Source organism: Vibrio sp. QJM3NY_27, from assembly GCF_057785955.1.
Map to the genome: position 1 here is coordinate 1,732,482 of NZ_CM173511.1, position 23,307 is coordinate 1,755,788.

Genomic DNA, 23,307 nt, shown 5'->3' on the forward strand with positions numbered 1-23,307 from the left:
TGCAATATTTGTTACAAAAATTCAACAAAGTAGTTTTTTATACATTTTTCTTGCATAAAACCTCGGATTGAATAGAATAACCAACAAATGACAATTAATGCAGTATTGTGGCATGAGTATTCAAGTAAAGAGCATCAACAAATCATACGGTGATACCCAAGTTCTTCATGACATCAGTTTCGACTGTGAGAGTGGCGAAACCTTGGTATTGCTTGGCCCAAGCGGCGCGGGCAAGAGTTCACTACTGCGTGTTTTGAACCTGCTAGAAATTGCGGACAACGGCGAATTAGACATTGCTAACGAGCAATTCGATTTTGCTGGCCAGATCCAAGAGAAGCAAGGGCTTAAACTTCGTCGTAAAGTCGGCATGGTGTTCCAACAATACAACTTATGGCCACACATGACGGTGATGGAAAACTTGATTGAAGCACCAACGAAAGTTGCGGGTTTGGATAAGCAAGAGGCGATTAAGCAAGCTCAAGAAGTACTAAAGACACTTCAACTTGCAGACAAAGCCGACGCTTGGCCACTTCAACTGTCTGGCGGTCAACAACAGCGTGTTGCGATTGCACGCGCGCTGATGATGAAACCGGATGTGTTGTTGTTTGATGAACCAACAGCGGCGCTTGATCCAGAGATCACCAACCAAGTCGTGAGCATTATTAAAGAATTGAGCGGAACGGGCATTACCCAAGTAGTCGTGACGCACGAAGTCGATTTCGCGAAGAAGATTGCTAGCCACGTTCTGTATCTAGAGAAAGGGTACATCGTCGAACACGGCACCAGCGATTCATTCGTTAATCCGCAGACACCTGAGTTTGCCGAGTATTTGACTCACTAGGTTAGTTGACTCATTAAATCTGAGTTAACGCATAAGATTCACGTAACTCTCTAGATTTAGCTAAACACAACATCGATCAAAACAATCAAATTATAAGAATGGCCACAGGCCGCTATCAAACAGTATTCGGAGTAACAACATGAAAAAGATTCTACTAGCTTCACTTATCGGCCTTGCTTCTTTCAATGCAGCGGCGCAAGAAGAAATCAAATTCGCAATGGAAGCAACTTACGCACCATTCGAATACATGGATGAGAACAACCAAATTCAAGGTTTTGACGTAGACTTAGCAAACGCACTTTGTGAAGAGCTTAAAGCGACATGTACTTTCCATAACCAAGCGTTCGATAGCTTGATCCCTGCACTTAAATTCAAACGTTACGATGCGGCTATCTCGGCAATGGACATCACTGAAGCGCGTCTTCAACAAGTGAACTTCTCTAACGCATATTACGACAACTCTGCAGCATTCATCTCTTTCGAAGGCAAAGTAGCAGACCAAGCAGCACTAAAAGGTAAGCGTGTTGGTGTTCAAAACGGTTCTACTCACCAGAGCTTCCTACTTGAGCAAATGACTGGCGTAACAGCGGTGCCTTACTCAAGCTACCAAGATGCATTCATCGACATGAAAAACGGTCGTATCGATTCTGTGTTCGGTGACACAGCCGTTGTAGCAGAATGGTTCAAGAAAGAAGACAACCTAACGTACGTTGGCGACCAAGTAACAAACCAAGAGTACTTCGGTAACGGCTTTGGTATCGCAGTAAACAAGAGCAATCAAGAACTTGTAGACCAGCTTAACGTTGCACTTGCAGCAGTGAAAGCGAACGGCGAATACGACAAGATCTTCAACAAGTACTTCGGTAAGTAATTTATGGAATTAACGGGTTACTCTTTAGGGCTCGTCGAAGCAAGCTGGATGACAGTTCAGCTTGCATTCGTAAGTCTATTGGTTGGATTGGTTCTAGCAGTTTTGTTTGCAAGTGGTGAGATGTCTCGTCGTATTGCAATCAAATGGCCAACGACTGCATTTGTGACGATTGTTCGTGGTCTACCAGAAATTCTGGTCGTGCTGTTTATCTACTTTGGTTCGACACAAGTTCTGTTCATGATCACTGGCGACTTCATAGAAGTGAGCCCGTTCTTATCTGGTGTTGTTGCACTGTCACTTATCTTTGCTTCTTACGCTTCACAAACCATCCGTGGTGCTTTGAAAGCAGTTAGCAAAGGGCAGAGAGAAGCAGCAAGCGCGCTTGGTATCTCTCAATCACGTTCATTCTTTCGTATAGTTTTACCTCAAGCGGTAAGACACGCGCTACCAGGTTTAACCAACCAATGGTTAGTGTTACTGAAAGACACCGCATTAGTATCGCTAATTGGCGTAACGGATTTGCTGAAACAAGCACAACTAACATCAGCTGCAACGCACGAAGCATTCACTTGGTACGCGACAGCAGCAGCAATCTACTTGGTCATCACTTTAATCACACAAAGATTGGTAAAAGTGATTGATAGTAAGTTCTCTATTCAAGGTTTGGGTAACAAAGGGGCAATGGCATGAATCAACAATACCTCTCTCAAATGCTTGAAGGCTTAGCGACTAGCCTTCAACTCACAGGCGCTTCATTGCTGGTTGGTTGTATCTTATCGTTGTTAATGACAGTAACGCTGATCCTTAGATTACCAGTAATACATTGGTTCACTCGTGGCCTTATTACGCTGTTCACCGGCACACCATTATTGGTGCAAATCTTCTTGGTGTATTACGGCCCGGGTCAGTTCGATTGGATTCGTGAAAGCTTCCTATGGACATGGCTTAGCCAACCTTGGTTCTGCGCAATGTTAGCACTTGCGTTGAACACCGCGGCATACAGCACACTACTGTTCAGAGGCGCATTCAACGCGATACCTGCAGGGCAGTGGGAAGCATGTCGCGCATTAGGCATGGACAAAATCGCAACGCTTAAAGTGTTGCTGCCATACGCACTACGTCGCGCCGTTCCAGCTTACTCGAACGAAGTGATTCTAGTCTTCAAAGGCACATCACTGGCAAGCACCATCACCATCATGGATTTGATGGGCTACGCTCAGCGTATTAACGGCCAAACCTACGACACACTCACCGTGTTCGGTATTGCTGGTGCATTTTACCTAGCCGTGAATGGTGTGTTAACGCTAATCTTCCGTCAGGTAGAGAAGAAGGCCCTCGCATTCGAAGCCGCGTAATCTAGCTACTCACAAGCTTAACTAACGTATAAAGCCTGCCATTTATGTTCGCATAGATGGCAGGCTTTTTTGTGTTTGGGGTATGCGTACAGGTGCTTTTTTATATCCAGTAGTTCGGTTTTTTTGCGAAATTCATACTATATGGAAATATTCTGCATTTTGTCATTCAATGAGCCTATCTATGTTTTAAGTCACTGAAATACTGTGATTAATTGTGGTAGAGTTTCGATCATATGAAACTAGATAGAATAATTCTGTATTTAAATGCAGAATTTTTCTGTCTAAGAACTGTTAACCCTACAATAATGGAAGTTCGATGAAGATTTTCTTAGACACAAATGTTTTTTATAATAACTGGTTTATGACAAATGCAAATTTCAAATATTTGTTTCATTTTTTAAACAATGAAGAACACGAATTAATTATTTCCGAATTGGTTATACAAGAAGTCGAAAACATTAGAAATAGGGATGTCCGTAGTTCTTTGGCTGAAATCAAAAAGAACATTAATAAACTTAAAAAACTTAACTTATCTAAAGTCGAATATGAAAGTGATACTCTTGGGCTTAAAGAATATAAATTATTGCCTTTACTAGATGAAAAAGTCGAATCCATTCATGTTTTTGACTATGAAAATATCGCGCACAAAGAAGTCGTAAACAGAGCTCTAATAAATAAAAAACCATTTGCCGAAGGTGAAAAAGGGTATAGAGATACCTTGATTTGGCTTTCATTCTTAAATTATGTTTCAGAACAAAAAATTACAGATGAAGAAATTGTATTTATTACTGAGAACTCATCGGATTTTTTTAAGGTTAACAAGAAAGAAGTTACTTTTCATAAAGATTTAATTAATGACTTTGAAGTGAACGGCATAGTAGCGAAGATAACACCATACACATCATTATTCGATTTTGTGAATAGTACAATTGATCAGCATGATCATGCTATTGATAGAGTTAATATGGAATGGATCTTGGAAGAATATGTAGAAAGCGAGGGAGAAAGATACTTAGAAAATATGACCAACTCTGATCTAAGTGAATATCTTGAAGATTCGATTTTTGATTCTAAAGTGAAAGAAATATTAGAGATTAGGGTGGATGTATGGGAAGGATTAGAAGATCCAGAAATACTCCAAACAACAAAAATGGAAGGTAACGATATTTATGTAAGTTATAGCTTTAACTTAAGAAGAGTAACACTCGAAATAGATATTCCAGAGGTTGATTATATTGCAAACCAATCTGCTCTACATAAGTTGTTTATAGATATTGATGTATCTTCTGGTGTAGCAACTCTTACTACATATGTTAGGCCATATTTTGATGTCAGTTTTATTTACAACGATCGAAAAAATATCCTTACTGATTACGAAGTTTCTCAGCTTTGGCTCAGAAAGTAGGGTTAACAAGGCGTTTAAACGGAACTAAAACAGTTGGTTAGGTTTCGCTTCGCTACACATTATAACCAACCATTTTAGTCCGCTTAACGCGGCGTTATACCTAAGGAAGCAAATGAGCAGTATTTACGAAATTATTCAAAAAGACCCACAATACTATGTTTGGCTTTTTGGGTTGATCAATGCGGGTTGGATCGTGTTCGCATTTCTATTTAAATCATGGCATGAAAGGCAACTCAAAAGGCTAGAGCAAGACTTAAGGTTTGATGCCGAAAGGCGCTTAAAAGTCTTTGACTTGAAAGCCACTGAGTATGCCAACTATGTTGCTAGTTTGGATCAATTTGGAAAGAAAAATCAAAGTGAAATAATGGGGCGCATGCAACCTATTTTCGATCAATACCTTAATGATTTTATGACAGCTTCAGCTGAAAACAACCAAGAGAAAACTCGTGAAGTGTTAGTGTGGTTTAGCCAACAAATTTCACTTATCATGCGCGAAGGAGGAGAAGACTTTTTCAAATTAAAGTCAGAGTCTAATAGGTTAAAGCTGATTGCAACCGACGAGATGCTTGGAACTTTTCAACAGTTGGAAGATTTGACTGAATTATCAATGAATACAGCACATGAATTCATGGGTAAATTGACGGAAATAGTCCTAAATCAGCAAACTTCAATCCAAGAAGAATATTTGGCGAAACTGAATGATATATCATCAGATATTCAGGTGCAGTCTAAGCTGCTAATGACTCAGATGCGTACGGAAATTCGTGGAATTTAGGTATAACAAACAGTTTAAGAGTGATTCGCAACGCGTGGCATTTTCACTATGCGTTGGTTTTAGTGATTAAGGTGGTTTGCTGCGGCTTTTGTATTGCGTTGCTCACACCTTAACAGGGCGTTAGGTTTTTGGTGAAAAATTACAATATATGAGGAAAATAAAATTGTCAGAATGGTGGGATAACTTAAATAATTGGTACAGAAATAAAGATATAAACTGGTCTAGCCTAAACAAAATCCATAATGTTAAGCTTATATCATCAATGTACATTTGGATCTTTATCGTTCCTGTTGCAGCTAAGATACTTTCTGGAACCAATGATTTAGCGGTGGTAACAGTTTTTGATTACACGTTCGAGTTACACTTGAAATTGCCATTCTCGTGGCAGTCTTTCTATTTTTCCGCTTTGTTCTTTGCTGCTGCTACAGTGATTTACAATTTACGTTGTCCGAAGCTAATTCAGCAGTATTCTTCTTTTTCAGAATTTGAAAGCGAAGGTAAGCAAGAATGGCACTTAAGACCATTTTCTCAAGACATCGGTCATGATTATGACCGGTTCAAGTTTGATCTAGAAGAGTCAATGCATGAAGCTGAAGGTCGTGTGTTTGAAGGTAAGGAGTATATGCAAAGTGTATTTTGGCATTTGCATTGGACGGCTGATAGGGTACGTAAAATCTCATATATCTTATGTTGCCTTTGTTATGCTTTCGGTTTTTCACTGATTTCGATAGTGTTTGTGCAAAACTTTTGCTGGGTTATCAAGAATATTTTGGGTTAACAGTACAAACCTAACAAACAATTTAAGAGTGATTCCCAACGCATGGCATTTTTCATTCCATCGTTGGGTTTTGTGTTTAAGGTGGTCTGGTTACGTTTCGTGGTAGCGTTGCTCACACCTTAATTGGGCGTTATGCCTTTTGGGAGAAAATATGCAGTTTTACAAAGCAGATGAGTATCAGGGATCTTGTGAAAATCTCTATCGTAAGTACGAACTTCAGATAGCCGCTTTACTTCCAAGCGCAACAATTGAGCATATTGGAGCTTCTTCTATCCCTAATGCTGTATCTAAGGGAGACCTAGATATACTTGTTGGTGTTAACGGTAACGAGCTAGAAAAAGCAGTGAAGTTACTTTCTACTTTAGGTTTCAACGAAAAATCTAATACGCTAAGAACTCCAGAGCTTTGCATGCTAGAAAATAGCTCAGGTGAAGATGTCGCTTTTCAAGTCGTAGCGAATGGCTCAGAATTTGACTTCTTTGTGAGGTTTAGGGACAAACTGCGTGAAAGCCCTGAGTTGGTTCAACAATACAATGAACTCAAAATATCTTGTACAGGTAGAGTTCACGAAGAGTATCGTCGAAAAAAGTCAGCTTTTATTGAGCGCGTTTTAGGACAGGCATAACAAATTGTTCAAGAGTGATTCGGCACGCGTGGCATTTTTACTATGCGTTGGTTTTAGTGGTTAAGATGGTATCCGGAAGCATTGGTATTGCGTGCCTCACCACTTAACGCGGCTACATGGATTCCCCCGGTTGTCAAACATCCGCTAAACTTATGTTGATGGGTTTTGGACTGCCGCTCTACATTCGGCCTGCTTATCGACGATTCGCATACGTCGTGGCCCTGATGACTTTGCGTGACTGCGGTGCCTTATTCGTTAGATGACATCTAGTGTGTCCGCCGCATTAACAGGCTCTCCGCAAGTGGTCTTAACCTATCTACATCATTAGCGTCTGCAATGACCCGGTGGGTTTAACTCTTTATGCTGCTTAAGTTTTTACTTAAGCAGCATAGTTTTCATATTCTGTTTGATTGTGTAAAAGCGACCATATAATTCGTGCGTTCTTCGCGGCAAGTGCCACTATTGTTCGGTTCATTCCTCTCCGTTCTAGAACGCCGCGACACCATTGACTTAACTTATCTTGTTTGTCGCCAAGGTTGGTAATCACGGTCCTTGCGCCGTGAACTAATAGTGTTCGTAAGTATTTGTCGCCGTGTTTGGTTATCCGGCCTAAACGAGGTTTTCCTCCTGTCGAATATTGCTTTGGTACTAAGCCTAACCAAGCAGAGAAATCGCGACTTTTATCAAATTGAGAGCCATTACCTATCGAAGCAAGTATCGCTGTTGCAGTTTGCGGTCCGATACCTCGAACCTTCATCACTCGTTGAACATTAGAGCTGACCTTAGCAAAAGAATCGAAGACTTGCTCAGTATCGGCGATACGTTGATTCAATTCTCCAAGGTGGTGATAAGCATCGGCAATCACTGTTCTTGCGAGGTGTGGCAGCTCATTTTCTGCATCTTCGAGCATTAAGGGAACCTGTCTCATCAATGAAGAGCGACCAACAGGAATGATTAATCCGAATTCAGAGAGTAGGGCACGCATGCGATTCATAAGCGCGGTGCGTTCACGAACCCAATGCTCTCTCATTCTATGTACCGATAAGATGGCTTGTTGCTCGGGGGATTTTACGGGTACAAAGCGAGTAGATGGACGCTGAACAGCTTCGCATATGGCAACAGCATCATTAAGGTCGTTCTTCCCTTTAGTTCGATAAGGAACCATGTATTTAACAGCCATAATGCGGGTGTCGTGACCGAGTTTATTGAGTGTTCTTGCCCAATAATGTGCACCACCACACGCTTCAACGCCTATACGCATGAGTGGCATATTTGCTATTGTAGTCAGTAGCTTAGAGCGAGTTACTGACTTATGAAGTATGACCTTACCATTTTGGTCTACGGCATGAAGGCTAAAGTGGTTTTTAGCTAGGTCGATACCGCAGAAATAAGAATAATCAGACATGGTGCCTCCGATGCATTTAAGTACCACATAAGTGTGGCAGATCCTCGGTAGGGGGAATCCATGTCATTCGTTAAATGCCTAAAGATGATTACATGATCCAAATCAATTAAGTGTTTGTTTGCATACGTCTCTAATTCTCACTAACTATAGTTAAGTTAGGCTTCTATAAAAGGAGATTAGCTATGGATGAAGTAAAAGGGATCGCAAAACCTGATAGTGAACTAGTTGCTTGTGAAGATGATAATTGCAGTAATCAAAAGCAATCGGTATCCAACATAATTATTTATGCTCAAGAACTTTTAAAGCGAGTGAATGAAGTAAAAATGACTCCATTTGAGTATCAGCAGATTTTAGAATTGGAAGATTACTTGAAAGGTCGGCTTCGGAACTACGGTATAGATTTTCTGAAGCTACAAGGGCAGGTTTTTAAAAACGACACAGACAGTGAAGTGCTTAATTTAAAAACTCTTCCGGATAAGGTCAGACTTGAAATCGAGCCGCTAATAAAGCCAGAAGCTAAAATCACTCTGATTCTTGATGGCGACGGAAATATTGTTGGTGTGTATGATGGAAATCAATGTCTTCCTGTAGAATAAGGCATTTACAATCTGTTTAAGAATGATTCGCAACGCTTGGCATTTTTGCTGTGCGTTGCGTTTTGTGTTTAAGGTGGTATGCGGTAGCTTCGGTATTGCGTTGCTCACACCTTAACAGGGCGTTAGTCGCCATGAGGATTACAATGGAATTTGAGCTAGATTTAGAACCGTCAGAAGAAAATATCAATGAAATACGCAATGGTCTTGTTGAGCACAATTCTCCATTTTTAACTGGTATTGACCGTAGAAAAGTGGCTTATTATGCGATTGATGACGAGAGAAAAATTGCAGGTATTACTGCCGAAATTTTTGGACATTGGCTTTTAATAAATTTCCTGTGGGTTGATAAGACTATTCGCGGTCAAGGAACAGGAAGTGAATTGATGGCGAAGCTTGAGAGTTATGCAGAGTCACAATGCTGTCATTCATCAATGGTGGATACATTTAGTTTTCAAGCAAAGCCGTTTTATGAAAAATTAGGTTATGAGTGTCAGATGACACTTGATAATTATCCTATTTCACATTCTCGTTACTTCTTTACGAAGTCGTTGAAATAGGCGACTAACAAACAATTTAAGCTGACAGCCAACGCGCGGCATTTTCAGCTCCAATAGGTTTGGGCGTAATCGGTGCGTTGCTTTGGGTTCAGGTTTGCGTTGGTCTGCAACTTAATTGGGCGTTATGTGGTGTGAAAGTACGCAACTAAACTTATAAACCCCTGAATCAGTAACAGCATCACAAATCAAATTAAATCATAGTGATAGGCTGTATATTTAATCGTCTAGAGGTTCTAATGCACCCGCTAACAACTGATGAAGATAAAACTACTACCGTAAATGAACGTATCAAACCGCGCTTAAAAGAAATTTCTTTGTGCGGTGTAGTTAGTCAAAAAATGTATGATTCTGGGGAAAGTTTTGACAGTGCAGTCTTCAAATTGGGAGACCTAAACATTGATGTTAAATCTGACCACCGTGATTTGACAGACCCTATTCTGGATACAGGCATTACAATGTTACGTGTCATGGTTCAGTTTTTAGGTTATACGGTAAAAGATACCGATGATGGCGTGATTCTACGAGAGTACGGGGCTCGTTCAGATGATCTTACTATTGAAAGCTTTGGGCTAGATAAGCCATCGGGTAGTCCTGAAAGTGATAGTTACATCTTCAACTCACTGACCACAGAAGAAATTACGGCAATTCAGAATGTTACGCTTAAAACAAACAACGGTGTGGCACATTTAACGATCAATAAAACGCAGGATATTGGTTTAGATGAGCTTGCGTTAGCTTGCCAAAGTATCTTAAAACTAATGAAATCTATGTTACTAGAGCCGCTGTCTATTAGTGATCTAGCAGTACATTGGTAAACACCACACAACAAAGCATTTAAGAGTGATTCCCAACGCATGGCATTCTTCATTCCATCGTTGGGTTTTGTGTTTACGGTGGTCTGGTTAAGTTTCGTGGTAGCGTTGCTCACACCTTAATGCGGCGTTATGCCTCAGGGAGGAAAGTTCATTGAAAGGATTCAGAATTAGTACAAATCACAGTGATTTGGACATTGATGTTATCTATCAGTTTATATCTCAAAGTTATTGGGCCTCTAGAATTCCTAGAGCTACTTTAGAGAAAGCGATCTCAAATTCATGGTGTTTTGGTGTGTTTGAGGAAAATGGCAATCAAGTTGGTTTCGCAAGACTAATCACAGATAAAGCTACATTTGCCTATTTAGCAGATGTTTTTGTCATTGATTGCTATAGAGGTAAAGGGTTAAGCAAGTGGTTGGTTAAAACCATTATTGAACATCCTGAAGTTCAAGGTTTAAGGCGTTTAATGCTGGCAACTAGAGATGCACATGGCTTGTACTCGCAATATGGCTTTCGATCTGTTGAGAATCCAGAAATATTAATGCAAATTTGGCAGCCGAATGTGTACCACGACCCTGTTGCATAACAAGCAATTCAAGCAGACTGCCAACGCTTGGCATTTTCAACTCGGCTTGGTTTCAGTGGTTTCAGTGGTTTCAGTGGTAAATTTGAGTGTATTGGTAGCGTTGTCAGCTACTTAATTGGGCGTTATGTTTCTAAAGGTAATTATGAAAACAATAATCAAATCTCCAGCCGATTGTACTGAAAGTGAAATCAATACATTCGTGCGGATGACAGAAGAAGGTGGGCAAGTGTCAACTTACCAACTTCGAAATAAAATTCTCCGTGCTCAAAAATTGGTTTTTATTTATAACCATGAGAATTGTGTAGCAATTGCTGCTCTTAAAACACCAGCTGATAGTTATAAAACTAAGGTTTTTAGCGCTGCCGATGTTAAAGATAAGTTAACTTCCTACCACTTTGAAATCGGATACATTTATGCAACGGTATCAGGGGTCGGTAACCAATTAATGGAAGGTGTTATTGAAGCCAGCGGAGAGTCAGCGATATTTGCAACCACTAGAAATTCAAATGCAGCAATGCAACATTTACTTCCTAAATTTGGACTGAACAAGCTGGGTAAATCATATAAAAATGACTCTGGTAAATATTTACTCGGTCTTTTTGGCAACGAAACATAACAAGTATGAAGGGCATTTCTAATCGACCTGTAGCCTCGATGACGACGCGTTGAGGTTTGTGTTTCTTAATGATTTTAATGGCATCGCTGATGCCTTTATCGGTGTTTGGTACGGTGAAGTAAATGTCGAGTGGACGGACATAGATGTCTAATTGTGACTTACCAGTATCAACGCCAACATTAATGTTTTGAAGTGTGTTTGTATTCATAATAAGCTAACTCTTGCTTGCAAATGCGGGCTCGAGACCCAGAAGACTATTCGAGTGTGGTGCTTGGAGTTCTATCTGACGTTCGTACTTGTTACCGGTCTCTCAATCGAGGAGCCATCGTTTAATCGAACTACCAGATAGAAGAACTTTAGTTGCAGCTAAAGTCTGGGTCTCACCTTACCCGATTGGAGTGCTTATTATCCATACAAACTGTTTAAGAGTGATTCCCCACGCTTGACATTTTTGGTTTGCGTTAAGCTCAGTGTTTACTGCGCTCCAGTTGGGTGTGAGGTAGCGTGGCTCACACCTTAATTGGGCGTTATGTTTTTCAGGTGGAAATATGAAATGTAAAGGATGCGGAGAAAGTAAAAAGTTAATAAAGGCTCATGTAATCCCAGAGTCTTTCTTCGTAAGTATGAAAAGTAGTAGCAAGCCACTTCGACTTATTACTAATACATCTGGTGTATACCCAAAGAAGTCTCCGATTGGAGTATATGATCAAAATATCCTGTGTCGACAATGTGAAGATAAGTTTCAACAGATTGATGATTACGGTTATCGAGTATTGATAGGCGAGGAAGATAAGCAAACTCCGCTGTACGATGAAGGACAGTTGGTTGGTTACCGGATAAATAAAGTAGACGTTTCGAAATTAAAATTATTCTTTATCAGCATTCTTTGGCGAGCTTCAATTTCAGAACAACAGTTTTATTCTAAAGTTAAATTAGGTTCCTTAGAAGATAAAGCACAAAAACTAATATCGGACGGAAAATCAGGTGAGTTGGATGATTTTTCATTTGTATTGGCTAAATTTGATGACGTTAGTGATGGTGTATCAAGAACTATAATGGATCCACACCCTGAGTCATGGTTCGACGTGAACTACCATCGTTTTTACTTATATGGCTATATTCTCTATATAAAAACTGATGTCAAAGAAACCCCAAGCGAGTGGAAAGCATTTATTTCGCATGACGATAATCTAATCGTTGTTTCTCGCGGGAGAGTCGAAGATAGTAAAGAATTCCCGATATTAGTAGATACTATTCGAATGCAACAAACATAACAAATTGCTTAAGAGTGACAGCTAACCTCTGGCATTTTTGGTTTGGTTTGGTTGGCTTTAGTGTTTATGGTGGCTTTGCTTGGGGTTTGTGGTGGTTGCTGCACCTTAGCAAGGCGTTAGCAGTACAGATTGAATCGGAGTAGTAAATGAACATTGAAGTTTTGGATAATCCCGAACAAGAATTAATTGATTATCTCGACAAAAAGATTGATGAATTTAATTGGGCTAACTGGGAGGTAAATGAAAGGCTTCCTTTAGCCGCTCAAATTAAAAATAATTCTGGGGAAGTAATTGCGGGGGCGGCTGCTCGTTCTTTTGGAGATTGGCTTTTGCTCGATACTCTTTGGGTTTCAGATGAATTAAGAGGTCGAAATGTTGGTTCAAAGATCCTAAATGAAATAGAGAAAGCGGGTATAGAGCGGGGATGCAAAAAGTGCCTTTTGGATACTCTTAACTTTCAAGCTATGCCGTTTTACGAGAAGCATGGTTACGTTACTCAGTGGACACAAGAAGGCTACCCTAAGGACGGGTGTAAGTACTTTATGGTTAAAGTGCTATAAGTACTGCTAACAAAGCATTTAAGAGTGATTCTGTAGTTGACCCGAGCTAGTGGTGACATCCTTGTCGATATTGTTTTAGCCTTCAGTAACCTTTACTTTGTTGTACTCGCGTAGAGCTCGTCCTCCGATCGGATCTGTACAGGTTAAGTTGATTAAGTATTCGTTGGTTGAAAGCAGGTTGGCGGCCTCAGTCAGTGTAGACGCATATACCTTATTCTTAGCTTTGTTGGTCCTATTAGAATCGGTGGGCGTATGAACTTTTCCATTTAGTATATATTGACCATCGAGGTTCCTTTTTGCGACGAACTCTAGGCCTTTAACTTTACCGCGTGTACCGATAGCTGAGATTTTTATTACGTTCTTATATGTCATTTTGGGTTTCTCTGAATTACATCCCTAGATCATAAATTGCCAAGCCGGCATAATCAAAAAATAATTAATACCTAAAAATCAGTAGGACAATGTGTGTTGTAATGAGCATGCAAGAAATTTAAAAGCGATGTCCAATTTCGGCTTACTTCAGTTTAAGCGTCTATATCACAATGATTTAAGATCTGGTCATAACGTCACTTACACCTATACATAGTTTTGCTTTCTACAAGGGAATGAACATGAAACAACGAATTTTCAAGAACTTGAAGCTCGCAATAGGGGTTGGCTTTGGTGTCGCCATTCATCAGTACTTTTTTATGACGGATGGTGCGTTTTATTTCTATCGACCAATTGTGGCGTTTACTTTTACGTTTGTAGTTAGCAGTATTGGTACACTTCTAAAAGAAAGGATCATGCGTAACAAGCAGACTAAAGGGGCATCATGACTAAAATCTACTTCGTATGTGGCTTTATCGGTTCGGGTAAAACGACTTACTCTAAAGCGCTTGCAGAAAAGCATGGCGCCTTTCGTTTCTCAATCGATGAGTGGATGATTCCTTTGTATGGCGAGCATATGGAGCGTGAAGTTTTTGATCGCCGGCTGGCTACGCTTCAAGGGTTATTCAAGGAGTCTGCTATGCAGCTGTTTTCCTTAGGTGTTCCTGTGATTTTTGACTTTGGTTTTTGGCGTGAGTCTGACCGAGATTCTTTTAAAAGCTGGGTATCAAACCTAGGTGTGGACAGCGAAGTTCACTACCTTGATGTTTCCTTTGAGACTTGTAAGCAGAGGGCATTTAGCCGTAACTCTGAACTGGATGGTAAGTCTTACGAAATGACACCTGAAATGTTAGATCTGTTTTGGTCTTGGTTTGAGGTTCCAACTTCAAATGAAAATGTTGTTTGGGTTCAACAGGACACTTAGCAAACTATATAGCCAAGCATAGTTTGAGTTAGCAGATCCTTTATATCGCAACAAGTGAATCGGAGGTTCAATGGACAAAGCAATCAAAACACATTTCGACGAGTATCCCGATGATGTTCGAGGCCGACTTGAAGAGTTGCGCTCATTTATCTTTGAGCTTTCATCTGATTTGGGTTTAGGTGAAGTCGAAGAGTCTCTGAAATGGGGCGAACCAAGTTACAGCGTTAAGACGGGTAGCCCAATTCGAATTGACTGGAAATTAAAATCACCAAACAACTATTACTTGTTCTTTAACTGTAAAACGAAGCTAATCGACACATTCAGAGAATTGCACGACGGCACATTGGCATTTCAGGGTAATAGGGCAATCGTCTTGAACCTAACTGAACCACTCCCCAAAGCACCGATTAAGCAGTGCTTAGAGCTAGCCTTAACTTATCAACAACGAAAACATCTACCGCTTCTTGGCGCGTAGTTCTTACGTGTTGTCAGCATATTTCCTAAACTGGTTATCTGTGCTCTAGCTATCACTCTTTAAATCACTAAGACTGTACCATCTTGATTAGTATCAAGAGGCTAGGGAATCTATATAACCAACGCTGATTGTATTGCTTACCGTTTAAAAAGGTGTTCTAGTCACCTTGTATTTCAGACTTAAAGGTAGTTGTATGAATTTAGATAAAGCTAAGAAACGTATCGCAAAGCAGGTTAAAAAAGGCGACCACGGATACCCAAAAATCACGTTAGCGTATTACGGATCGACCAAAGATCTCGCAACGGAAGTCGCAGTTCAATTTATGCTGGGTGAGGGCGATGGTGTTCAAGAAGAGCGTTTTTCTTGTGAAACCGAAATCCGAGATAATGAGCTGATCCAAACGACGTTACTCAAGATAATCGAGCGCGCTAATGTTAACTCTGTGATTGAAGTTGAAGGCGTGACGGTTCTTTAGTTGTCTTAGTATCAGTCGGTGCGTTTGAAATTTTCTAATCATAATTTATCAAGGAAGAAACATTATGAAATTAGCTCAGTTAAATATCGCTCTGGCAAAATACCCGTTAGGTGCGCCGGAAATCAAAGAGTTTATCGATAACTTAGAGCTGGTTAATGGAATCGCAGAAAGCAGTGAAGGGTTTGTTTGGCGTCTGAAAGATGAATCTGGTGACGCCACCAATATCCAAGCTTTCGATGATCCTAATATGATTGTGAACATGTCGGTGTGGGACTCTGTGGATTCGTTAAAGAACTTCATGTTCCGCACACATCACCGTGATTTTATGCGCCGAAAGGGTGACTGGTTTCATCGTTTACCTGAAGATACTTATGTTCTTTGGTGGATTGAAGAAGACCATATTCCCACACTCGAAGAAGCGATAGAGCGACTTGAACACCTCAGAGAAATCGGTGATACGCCGTATGCCTTCACTTTTAAAACCAACTTTACACAGTCAGAAGCGCCAAAATAGCATTCGTCCAGCCAACGTTATGTTCCATTGAAACTAAAAGAGGGGCATCTGTGGTGTGTGGGAGTTGTTGGATGGATCATCGATAGTGTTTTCTGCATTTAAATTTATAAAGGTAAGTTGTGATTGAATTTAAAACGGTCGGTCTTTTTGTACTTACAGCGGTCGCCGAGATTGTAGGATGTTATCTACCTTATCTTTGGTTGAGAGAAGACAAGAGCATTTGGTTATTGATTCCTGCTGCGATAAGCCTGGCGTTATTTGCTTGGTTATTGACGCTTCATCCTACCGCGACAGGGCGTGTTTATGCAGCCTATGGCGGTGTGTATATTTCTGTTGCCCTAATATGGCTGTGGCTTGTTGATGGCGAGAAGCCGACAACGTGGGATCTGGTTGGTGGCTCTGTTGCACTACTCGGTATGGCGATTATTATGTTTGGCCCTCGAAACGCATAACGTGCTTACACAAAAATACCGCCGTAATCAACGGCGGTATTTTTTTACGCTTATTACATCATTCAGCAGAGAACAAAGAGCCTAGTTAACGTGGGCTAATTCGACACTCTGTGTTTCATTAGCTACTTTCCAATCGCCACCTAACGCTTTATACACCGCAATCGTGGTGTTGGCGGTTTGAAGCTTGGCGGCGACTTGGCGGTCTTGCATCGCTTTTTGTTGTCTTTGTGCGTCTAACACCGACAAGTAATCGACTAGGCCCGCTTTGTATAGCGACTTTGCTTTGTTCACCGCATTATCAACGGCAAGGGTAGCTTCATCGATGCGCTTTTGGTTTTCTTGGCTACGGCCATAGGCAAACAAGCTTGAATCGACTTCTGCAAAGGCGCTGTCTACCGAGTGTTGGTAGTTAAGCGCTGCAGAACTGAACCTTGCTTCGTTCATTTCCACCATGGCTTCGCCTCGACCACCATCGAATACATTCCAACTGATGCCTGCAGATGCCGCCCAACCGAATGAATCGCTACTGAATAGGTCATCAAAACTTCCGGCTGTCACTCCTGGCGTGCCCGTTAGGAAGAACTTTGGATAGCGATTGGCAATGCTTGCGCCGAGTTCTTCATTAATGGCTGCCATTTCACGCTCTGCAATGCGGATGTCTGGGCGTTGTTCTAACAAGTCAGAAGGTAAGCCTGTAGGAATCACATCCTTCATTCTCGGTAACGTAAATTCACTAGCTAAACGTTGGCTCACGCTCGTAAGTGATTCACCTAATAACACCGCCATACGTTGTTTGTGAACTTGCTCTGCGATTTCAAGTTGAGGAACAATGGATTCAGTCGCGGCAAGCATGGCTTGGGCTTGAGCAAGGTCTAACTCCGAGCCATAGCCGCTGCGAACCACTTTGGTGACCAGTTCTAAAGTCTGCTTTTGGTCGGAAATGTTCTCTAGTGCGATCGCTTTTCGCTCTTGAGCGCCACGATATTGCAGGTAGTTGTGAATGACATCGGCAGTGATCAAGGTATTCAAACCCGATTGGAATATCTCGGCTTGTTCCACTCGAATTGTTGCTGCGTTGGATTGCTTATCGATACGTCCAAACAAGTCCATTTCCCATGCGATGCTTGCACCTAAGAACCCGCCATCGTGTTGCGCTTCCAGCAACGACATCCCCGTTGCTGATTCAACCGCATCAGAGGCGCCAAATACTGGGCCGAGTAGGGAGTCGTTCTCACTCAGTTGGTAGTTGTAATAACCGCCACCGACATTGATGGTCGGAACTTTGAATGATTCAACAACGCTTTTGTATGAGTTCGCCATGTTGATTCGCTCGGCGGCCAGTTTAAGTGGGATGTTCTGGCTTTGAACATCGGCCACTAACTGATTGAGCGTTGGATCATTAAACTGCGTCCACCAATGATTGTGCTGTTCGATTTGGCTCACTCCGTCTTGGTTCACATCACCTTGGCTATATAAGAAGGTCTCAGCCATAGTCGTTTGCGGTTCATCGTAATCAGGGCCAACCGCACAACCTGTTAGCAACAAGGCAAGAGCAATAGGAGCCACTTTAAACTTAGTTAATGGGTACATGTTTATTGCTCCTTGTTGAATGAGGTTGGAGTGCCGCTGTTTGTAGACTGAGGCGTTGCATCGAGTACAACTACAGCATCTTTAATGGCTTCAGCCACTGTCTTTTTTTCTTCAGTTCGATAGAAGAGCTTGTACAGCGCAGGCATTACAAACAGAGACAACACGGTTGCCGCCGCCAAGCCACCGATAATGGTTGCCGCCATCTGGTCAAACAGCAGGTCACTAAGCAGCGGGATCATGCCAAGTGCTGTGGTGAGTGCACCCATCGAGATCGCCATAGTACGGTTCACGGTTGCTTCTTTAATTGCGTCTGACAGTGAACGACCGTCTTTACGTTCAAGCTCGATCTGGTCCATCAACACGATGCCGTTCTTGATGATCATACCTGTCAACGTTACCGCGCCAATCAACGCCATGAAGCCGAACGGTTTGTCCAACAGCAACAAGCTGAATGTTGCACCCGTCGCCGCAAGCGGTAGGGTGGTGAAGATGATCACTGGCTGTTTGAAGCCGTTAAACATCGCAACTAGGATGATCACCATCAACAACATCGCTTTAGGTAGCTGTTTAAGAATATCGCTGACCGCTTTATGCTCGTCGTAATATTCGCCACCCCATTCCAAGTGGTAACCGTGTGGAAGGTGAATGGATTCTATTTGTTCTTTAACTGAGTCTCTCACTGCTGCAGGTGTGGTGTAGCGACCAACGCCAGCTTGTGCTGTGATGGTTTTTACTCGGTCGCGACGCCAAATCATGGTCTCTTCGCTTGTAAGCTCAAACCCGTCAATGACTTGACCTAGTGGAACGCTGTGGATGCCCAGTAAAGAACGTACCGGCAAAGTTTCTAGCGATTGAATAGAGCTGTCTGTACCACGCAGTTCAATAGTCACCAATTCATCGTTTAAGTTCATACGACCCAGCGGCATGCCTTCTGACGCGCGTTTCATCGCGAATGCAATATCTGCACGGTTAATACCTGCAAGACGCATCTTGTCTTGGTTGATGACAGGTTCTAGCACTTTACTCTTCTGTCGCCAGTCATCACGCACGTACTTGGTGTCTGGGTGTCGAGCAAAGATAGCTTTCGCTTGTTCAGATAAGCCGTGCAGTACCTCGATATCTGGGCCTGAAAAACGCGCTTCAACACTGAATTTATCCGAAGTCGCAAGCTTTAAGCTTCTAAAGCGAGGATCGGCGTTTGGAAACTCTTCCATTAACCATTTGTCGCCACGCGCAATCAACGGGCTGAGTGACGGGAAATCGGTCGCGTTAATCAAGATCTGACCGTAAGCAGAGTCAAACGGTTCTGGCTCAATGGTCACTGAGAAACGAGGAGCGCCAGCACCAATGTACGTTGAAATACTCTCGACTTCCGGCTGCTCTAACAACCATTGTTCGATACGCTTCATGTCTTCTGAGGTCTGTTCAACCTTGGCGCCATTGGGCAGCCAGTAATCTAAGAACAGAATGGGTCTGTCGGCTTGTGGAATAAAGTTAACGGCAATATTCGGGATAGCCAATGCAGTGACCAAAATCAGCGGAATGAGTCCCGCAAGTGCTTTGAGTGGGTTATCTACCGTCCAGTTTACGCTCTTACGGTATAAGCTCACTTTGGTATTGTCAGCTTGCTTAGTTGGCTTGATGAAGAACCAACACATCAAAGCTGTAAAGGTCATTGCGACAAACCATGACAACAACAGTGAAGAGGCGATAATTAGGAATACTGAGCTTGCGAACTCAGCGGCATCGGTTTTTGAAAAGATAACAGGGCTCGCACCCATGATAGCGATAACTGTCGCGCCAAAGAGTGGTGTAGCGGTCTCTTTAACAGAATCAATTGCGGCTTTGGTTCGGTCGATGCCTTTGTTGATTTTCACAATCATCATATCGGTGATGACAATGGCATTATCAACCAACATACCAAGCGCAAGAATGAAGGTACCTAGCGAAACTCGGTGTAAATCAATTGAAGTCATGTTCATGTAGGTAAGGGTCAGCAAGATAGTCAGCAGTAAGCTTGAACCGACAATAGTTGCGCTTTTTAGCCCCATGAATATGGCCAGGACGATGAATACAATCGCGACACTCTCAAGCAAGTTGCTTACGAAGTTGTCGATTGATTTTTGAACTTCTTCCGGCTGGTTAGCTACCGTCGCGATATCAACGCCCAGTGGCAAAGTCGCTTGGAAATCGCTGACGATTTGATTAATTTCATCGCCAAGTGATACCACGTTAACGCCGGTGACGGGGCTCATCGCTAATGTGACTGCTGGTACACCGTTGTAACGGTTCTCTGTCATCATTGGTTCTTGGTAGCCCATTGTGACGTCTGCAATATCGCCTAAGCGGATTAAGCTGGTTCCTAATTCACTGACGCCACCTTTGATCATCAGGTTTTTGATGTCGTCTAATGAACCAAACTCACTCGACTGTTGAACTCGGATTCGTTCCGTTCCTGCTGAAAACTTACCGGCATCGAACGCCATGTTTTGCGTATTCAGCTGCGACCAAACTTGTGTGATAGATAGGCCGTATTGCGCTAACCTTTCATCAGGGATGTCGATATGAACAACGCGTGGTTGAACGCCGTGTAATTCGATCTTCTTAATACCATCGACGGTTTTAATTCGACGTTGCAACTCTTCTGCGTAACGTCTTAGTTCAGCTGGCGATGCATCTTTACTGTGGATAGAGAAAAGCATGCCGTAGACTTCAGAAAACTCGTCTTGTACGACACTGATCTGTGCAGTCGAAGGCAGTAACAGCTTCATGTCAGAGACTTTGCGACGCAATAAGTCCCACTCTTGAGGAAGTGCCTTTGAATTAAGAGACTCTTTGAGATCGACAAACACCATCGACATGCCAGGGCGAGAGAGTGAACGAAGTCGGTTTAATGATCCCATCTCTTGCAGTTTAGTTTCGACGGTATCAGTAACTTGCTGTTCCACTTCTTCCGCAGAAGCACCGGGGTAGAGCGTTACTACGACGGCCGTTTTGATAGTGAAGCTTGGATCTTCGAGCTTGCCAAGATCAAAGTAAGAAAACAGGCCTGCGATAACACTCAATGCAGTGAAAAACAGGATGAAGGTGCGTTGTTTGATCGCAAAATCAGCTAGATTCATCATGATTTACCTACAGACTCTTAACTTGAATATCGGAGAAGTGTTGGCCTTCCATGACGTACTGAGCACCACTCACCACGACGAAATCACCATCGTTGAGCGTTGATTCAACACATACGGTATTTTGGGACATCGAAACCACGTCCACAGTCACGCCATGAGCTTGCTCGTTCTTAATCGTGAACACTTGCTCGATGCCAGATTGATTCACCAACGCTGAATACGGTAAACAAAAATTACTGCTAGCTTCGCCAAGTTGAGTTGTCAGTGTGACGGCTTTTCCTGGCAACACTGACTTGTTGGTTGTTTCTACATGGTAAGTTACCGCGTAGGTCTGTTTGATAAGGTGAGGTGACGTGGCAATTTCAGCGGCGTACCCAATCAGCTTTTCCTCTGAACCATACCAATTGATAACAGCGGTTTGATTCGGTTGGAACTCATGAATCAAGTTTTCTGGGACTTGGATTTTAACTTCAAGTTGTTCCGGGTTATGGATTGTGAAAACCGAAATACCCGGCAGGACTTGTTCGAACTGATCGAAGTTCGATGCCGCTACAACGCCGTCGAAGGGTGCGAGCAACTTGGTATAACGAATCGAATCTTTCGCACGGCGTATGTTCTGTTCTACGACTTTAACCGCCGCTTCACTTCGTTCATAACCGCTGATTGCACGGTCTAGGTTAACATCGGCAATCGCATTATCAGCGATGGCTTGTTTTACTCGTACAAGTTCGGATTTCGCTAATTTGTGTGCAGATTTCGCTTCGAGTGCTCGAGCTTGTAACTCTTCCAACGCGACTTGGTAATCATGAGGGTCTAACTGCGCAAGTGGTTGGCCTTTCTTAACTGAATCACCAACCGAGACCATCATTTTTTGAATAGTGCCAGGCACTCGAAACGCAACACCAGCCGTTTCTGATGACTGCAATTTGCCTGTGAACGATTTTTCAACTTCATGAGAGAGAGGCTCAAGTTGGATCACTTGAATCGGGCGCGTTTGTTTTTGAGCTATCGTCGCCTCAGAGTCATTACAGCCAAACAGAGCGGTTAGGCTTAGTGCAATGACTGTATGTCGAAAGGTAGGTGCGTGTTTAAGAATAGGCGAGTGCTTAAACGTGGGTGTCTGTTGAAAGATCTGTGAATGCTGAGATATAGGCTTCATGGATTACTCCTGTCAATTTATGGAGTAATTCTATCTTTCAGTCTTGTTTAGATAATCTAGTCTGCACGTGAAACACTGTCACATTATTCGTTACAATAACTATAATTTCGGAAGCTCTTGTAATAAAAAATCAATCAAAAGCTGTGCTGAATGGCTTAACGCTTTACGCTGAGGATAGAGCAGCCATGCTTCTTCTTCTTGAAGATTCTCGTCGGGGAACAGGTTAATCAGACTGCCGTCTTTAAGTTGCTGTCGTACCAAGAGTTCTGGTAACAACGCGATGCCTCTATGTCGAATTACACCGCCTTTCACGAAGCCAATGCTGTCGCTGACGACCGAAGGTTCAACTTTGATGATGTGATCTTTGATGTCCCATTGTTTATCGATGTCGCCACTTGGCCACCTGAAGCAAACAAATGGGTAATTGGTGAGCTCTCTTAGGTTTGAGGGCTTGCCTTGTTTCTCTAGAAACTCAGGGCTTGCGACAAAAATACGTTGGAGAACCATCACTTTACGAGCAACCACGTTAGCGTCGCTCAACGTACCACCATGCATAGCGAGGTCTAACCCTTGACGGTACATGTCGACAAAGCCGTTACTAATGTTGCGAATATCAAGCTCAACCTTGGGGTACATATCTTGGAATTTAAACAGAGTCGACTGCATGATGTCGCTGGTTTCAGGCAATAGACCAATCTTAACTTGCCCGTGTGCAACTTCTGAAAGGTTGGAAGCGACATGATTCGCTTTGTCGAGCGCACTTAATGCATTGAGTAGTTCTTTGTAATAGAGCTCGCCAGATTTGGTTAAGGAGAGGCTTCGTGTAGTTCTAAAAAACAGTTGAATGCCGAGAGACTTCTCAAGGTCGTTAATTCTACGGCTAACGTTAGCTCGGGGAAGGTCAAGTGCATTGGCTGCGGCAGTAAAACTACCCAGTTCGACTACAGTGGTAAATAGCTTAAGATCTTCGATTTTCATAACAACGGCATTTAATCGTTTTTAGAACAGTATGTTGGCATCGTATACCAATTGGATTTTAAAATCGAAGCGTTCTTGGTTTTGGCTTATTTTAAGACAGTAAAAAGCCAGCTGATCAACCATTATCAAAGCTGGCTTTGTGTTCACATCGGACAAGACTGCTCTATTTTTCACCTTGGACTTGGC

At 42.3% G+C, this 23,307-nt stretch carries 26 protein-coding genes and 1 pseudogene; 21 read left to right on the forward strand and 6 right to left on the reverse strand.

The annotated features are described in order from the left end of the window. Nucleotides 1-112 precede the first annotated feature (112 nt). From artP to AC3CIA_RS07950, 8 genes are all read left to right on the forward strand, one after another. On the forward strand, nt 113-841 hold the full coding sequence (gene artP / locus AC3CIA_RS07915; protein ID WP_004733840.1) for an arginine ABC transporter ATP-binding protein ArtP: 729 nt from the start codon (nt 113-115) through the stop codon (nt 839-841). Nucleotides 842-980: 139 nt separating this feature from the next. Further along, entirely contained in the window at nt 981-1,712 is a 732-nt protein-coding gene (locus AC3CIA_RS07920) for a lysine/arginine/ornithine ABC transporter substrate-binding protein (RefSeq protein ID WP_065205246.1), read from the forward strand. A 3-nt stretch (nt 1,713-1,715) separates the two neighbouring features. Beyond that, entirely contained in the window at nt 1,716-2,402 is a 687-nt protein-coding gene (artQ, locus tag AC3CIA_RS07925) for an arginine ABC transporter permease ArtQ (RefSeq protein ID WP_065205245.1), read from the forward strand. Further along, on the forward strand, nt 2,399-3,067 hold the full coding sequence (artM, locus tag AC3CIA_RS07930; RefSeq protein ID WP_017074936.1) for an arginine ABC transporter permease ArtM: 669 nt from the start codon (nt 2,399-2,401) through the stop codon (nt 3,065-3,067). Before artQ ends, artM begins: the two co-directional genes overlap by 4 nt. Before the next feature lie 316 nt (nt 3,068-3,383). Further along, entirely contained in the window at nt 3,384-4,472 is a 1,089-nt protein-coding gene (locus tag AC3CIA_RS07935; protein ID WP_488518849.1) for a PIN domain-containing protein, read from the forward strand. A 112-nt stretch (nt 4,473-4,584) separates the two neighbouring features. After that, the gene (locus tag AC3CIA_RS07940) at nt 4,585-5,247 is read left to right on the forward strand and encodes a hypothetical protein (protein WP_488518850.1); all 663 of its coding nucleotides are present in this window, start codon (nt 4,585-4,587) and stop codon (nt 5,245-5,247) included. 163 nt (nt 5,248-5,410) lie between these two features. Then, nucleotides 5,411-6,025, forward strand: a complete 615-nt coding sequence (locus tag AC3CIA_RS07945) for a hypothetical protein (RefSeq protein ID WP_488518851.1) — start codon at nt 5,411-5,413, stop codon at nt 6,023-6,025. A 151-nt stretch (nt 6,026-6,176) separates the two neighbouring features. Continuing rightward, the gene (locus tag AC3CIA_RS07950) at nt 6,177-6,650 is read left to right on the forward strand and encodes a GrpB family protein (RefSeq protein ID WP_488518852.1); all 474 of its coding nucleotides are present in this window, start codon (nt 6,177-6,179) and stop codon (nt 6,648-6,650) included. Between the two features lie 379 nt (nt 6,651-7,029). On the opposite strand, the gene AC3CIA_RS07955 is transcribed toward AC3CIA_RS07950, so the two are convergent. Next, entirely contained in the window at nt 7,030-8,055 is a 1,026-nt protein-coding gene (locus AC3CIA_RS07955; protein ID WP_488518853.1) for an IS110 family RNA-guided transposase, read from the reverse strand. 182 nt (nt 8,056-8,237) lie between these two features. On the opposite strand from AC3CIA_RS07955, the gene AC3CIA_RS07960 reads away from it, so the two are divergent. The 5 genes from AC3CIA_RS07960 to AC3CIA_RS07980 all read left to right on the forward strand — a co-directional run bounded on the left by AC3CIA_RS07960 (nt 8,238) and on the right by AC3CIA_RS07980 (nt 11,225). Beyond that, nucleotides 8,238-8,651 (forward strand): hypothetical protein, encoded by a 414-nt coding sequence (locus AC3CIA_RS07960; protein WP_488518854.1) that lies wholly within the window; start codon nt 8,238-8,240, stop codon nt 8,649-8,651. A gap of 143 nt (nt 8,652-8,794) precedes the next feature. After that, entirely contained in the window at nt 8,795-9,208 is a 414-nt protein-coding gene (locus AC3CIA_RS07965) for a GNAT family N-acetyltransferase (RefSeq protein ID WP_488518855.1), read from the forward strand. A 236-nt stretch (nt 9,209-9,444) separates the two neighbouring features. Beyond that, nucleotides 9,445-10,023, forward strand: coding sequence for a hypothetical protein (locus tag AC3CIA_RS07970; protein WP_488518856.1), 579 nt, complete (start codon nt 9,445-9,447; stop codon nt 10,021-10,023). Between the two features lie 151 nt (nt 10,024-10,174). After that, a complete protein-coding gene (locus AC3CIA_RS07975; protein WP_488518857.1) occupies nt 10,175-10,609 on the forward strand; it encodes a GNAT family N-acetyltransferase in 435 nt (144 codons plus the stop codon). 142 nt (nt 10,610-10,751) lie between these two features. Further along, nucleotides 10,752-11,225, forward strand: coding sequence for a hypothetical protein (locus tag AC3CIA_RS07980; protein WP_488518858.1), 474 nt, complete (start codon nt 10,752-10,754; stop codon nt 11,223-11,225). Nucleotide 11,226: 1 nt separating this feature from the next. Here AC3CIA_RS07980 and AC3CIA_RS07985 read toward each other — a convergent pair. After that, a pseudogene (locus AC3CIA_RS07985) lies at nt 11,227-11,433 on the reverse strand (IS110 family transposase); the annotation flags it as partial. Between the two features lie 340 nt (nt 11,434-11,773). Between AC3CIA_RS07985 and AC3CIA_RS07990 the strand changes: the two are divergent. The 8 genes from AC3CIA_RS07990 to AC3CIA_RS08025 all read left to right on the forward strand — a co-directional run bounded on the left by AC3CIA_RS07990 (nt 11,774) and on the right by AC3CIA_RS08025 (nt 16,269). Continuing rightward, nucleotides 11,774-12,499 (forward strand): hypothetical protein, encoded by a 726-nt coding sequence (locus tag AC3CIA_RS07990; protein ID WP_488518859.1) that lies wholly within the window; start codon nt 11,774-11,776, stop codon nt 12,497-12,499. A 146-nt stretch (nt 12,500-12,645) separates the two neighbouring features. Continuing rightward, nucleotides 12,646-13,059, forward strand: a complete 414-nt coding sequence (locus AC3CIA_RS07995; RefSeq protein WP_488518860.1) for a GNAT family N-acetyltransferase — start codon at nt 12,646-12,648, stop codon at nt 13,057-13,059. 611 nt (nt 13,060-13,670) lie between these two features. Continuing rightward, nucleotides 13,671-13,877, forward strand: a complete 207-nt coding sequence (locus AC3CIA_RS08000; RefSeq protein WP_488518861.1) for a hypothetical protein — start codon at nt 13,671-13,673, stop codon at nt 13,875-13,877. Further along, on the forward strand, nt 13,874-14,353 hold the full coding sequence (locus AC3CIA_RS08005; RefSeq protein WP_488518862.1) for a P-loop nucleotide/nucleoside kinase family protein: 480 nt from the start codon (nt 13,874-13,876) through the stop codon (nt 14,351-14,353). The genes AC3CIA_RS08000 and AC3CIA_RS08005 overlap by 4 nt, the downstream gene beginning before the upstream one ends. A 70-nt stretch (nt 14,354-14,423) precedes the next feature. Further along, nucleotides 14,424-14,828 (forward strand): DUF1801 domain-containing protein, encoded by a 405-nt coding sequence (locus AC3CIA_RS08010; protein WP_428786119.1) that lies wholly within the window; start codon nt 14,424-14,426, stop codon nt 14,826-14,828. Nucleotides 14,829-15,021: 193 nt separating this feature from the next. After that, nucleotides 15,022-15,303 (forward strand): hypothetical protein, encoded by a 282-nt coding sequence (locus AC3CIA_RS08015; RefSeq protein ID WP_102578134.1) that lies wholly within the window; start codon nt 15,022-15,024, stop codon nt 15,301-15,303. 64 nt (nt 15,304-15,367) lie between these two features. After that, nucleotides 15,368-15,817 carry a DUF3291 domain-containing protein gene (locus tag AC3CIA_RS08020; RefSeq protein WP_054547775.1) on the forward strand — a complete coding sequence of 150 codons (450 nt, stop codon included), beginning with the start codon at nt 15,368-15,370 and terminating at the stop codon, nt 15,815-15,817. A 119-nt stretch (nt 15,818-15,936) separates the two neighbouring features. Next, nucleotides 15,937-16,269: a YnfA family protein gene (locus tag AC3CIA_RS08025; RefSeq protein ID WP_004733816.1), complete on the forward strand. Its 333-nt coding sequence runs from the start codon at nt 15,937-15,939 to the stop codon at nt 16,267-16,269. Between the two features lie 81 nt (nt 16,270-16,350). Here the strand turns inward: AC3CIA_RS08025 and AC3CIA_RS08030 are convergent, their stop codons facing one another. From AC3CIA_RS08030 to AC3CIA_RS08045, 4 genes are all read right to left on the reverse strand, one after another. Next, nucleotides 16,351-17,859, reverse strand: a complete 1,509-nt coding sequence (locus tag AC3CIA_RS08030; protein ID WP_054547774.1) for an efflux transporter outer membrane subunit — start codon at nt 17,857-17,859, stop codon at nt 16,351-16,353. A 2-nt stretch (nt 17,860-17,861) separates the two neighbouring features. Beyond that, nucleotides 17,862-20,981, reverse strand: a complete 3,120-nt coding sequence (locus AC3CIA_RS08035) for an efflux RND transporter permease subunit (protein WP_200909009.1) — start codon at nt 20,979-20,981, stop codon at nt 17,862-17,864. 10 nt (nt 20,982-20,991) lie between these two features. Further along, entirely contained in the window at nt 20,992-22,143 is a 1,152-nt protein-coding gene (locus tag AC3CIA_RS08040; protein WP_081009008.1) for an efflux RND transporter periplasmic adaptor subunit, read from the reverse strand. A gap of 99 nt (nt 22,144-22,242) precedes the next feature. After that, nucleotides 22,243-23,121 carry a LysR family transcriptional regulator gene (locus tag AC3CIA_RS08045; RefSeq protein ID WP_054547772.1) on the reverse strand — a complete coding sequence of 293 codons (879 nt, stop codon included), beginning with the start codon at nt 23,119-23,121 and terminating at the stop codon, nt 22,243-22,245. Nucleotides 23,122-23,307: the final 186 nt, after the last annotated feature.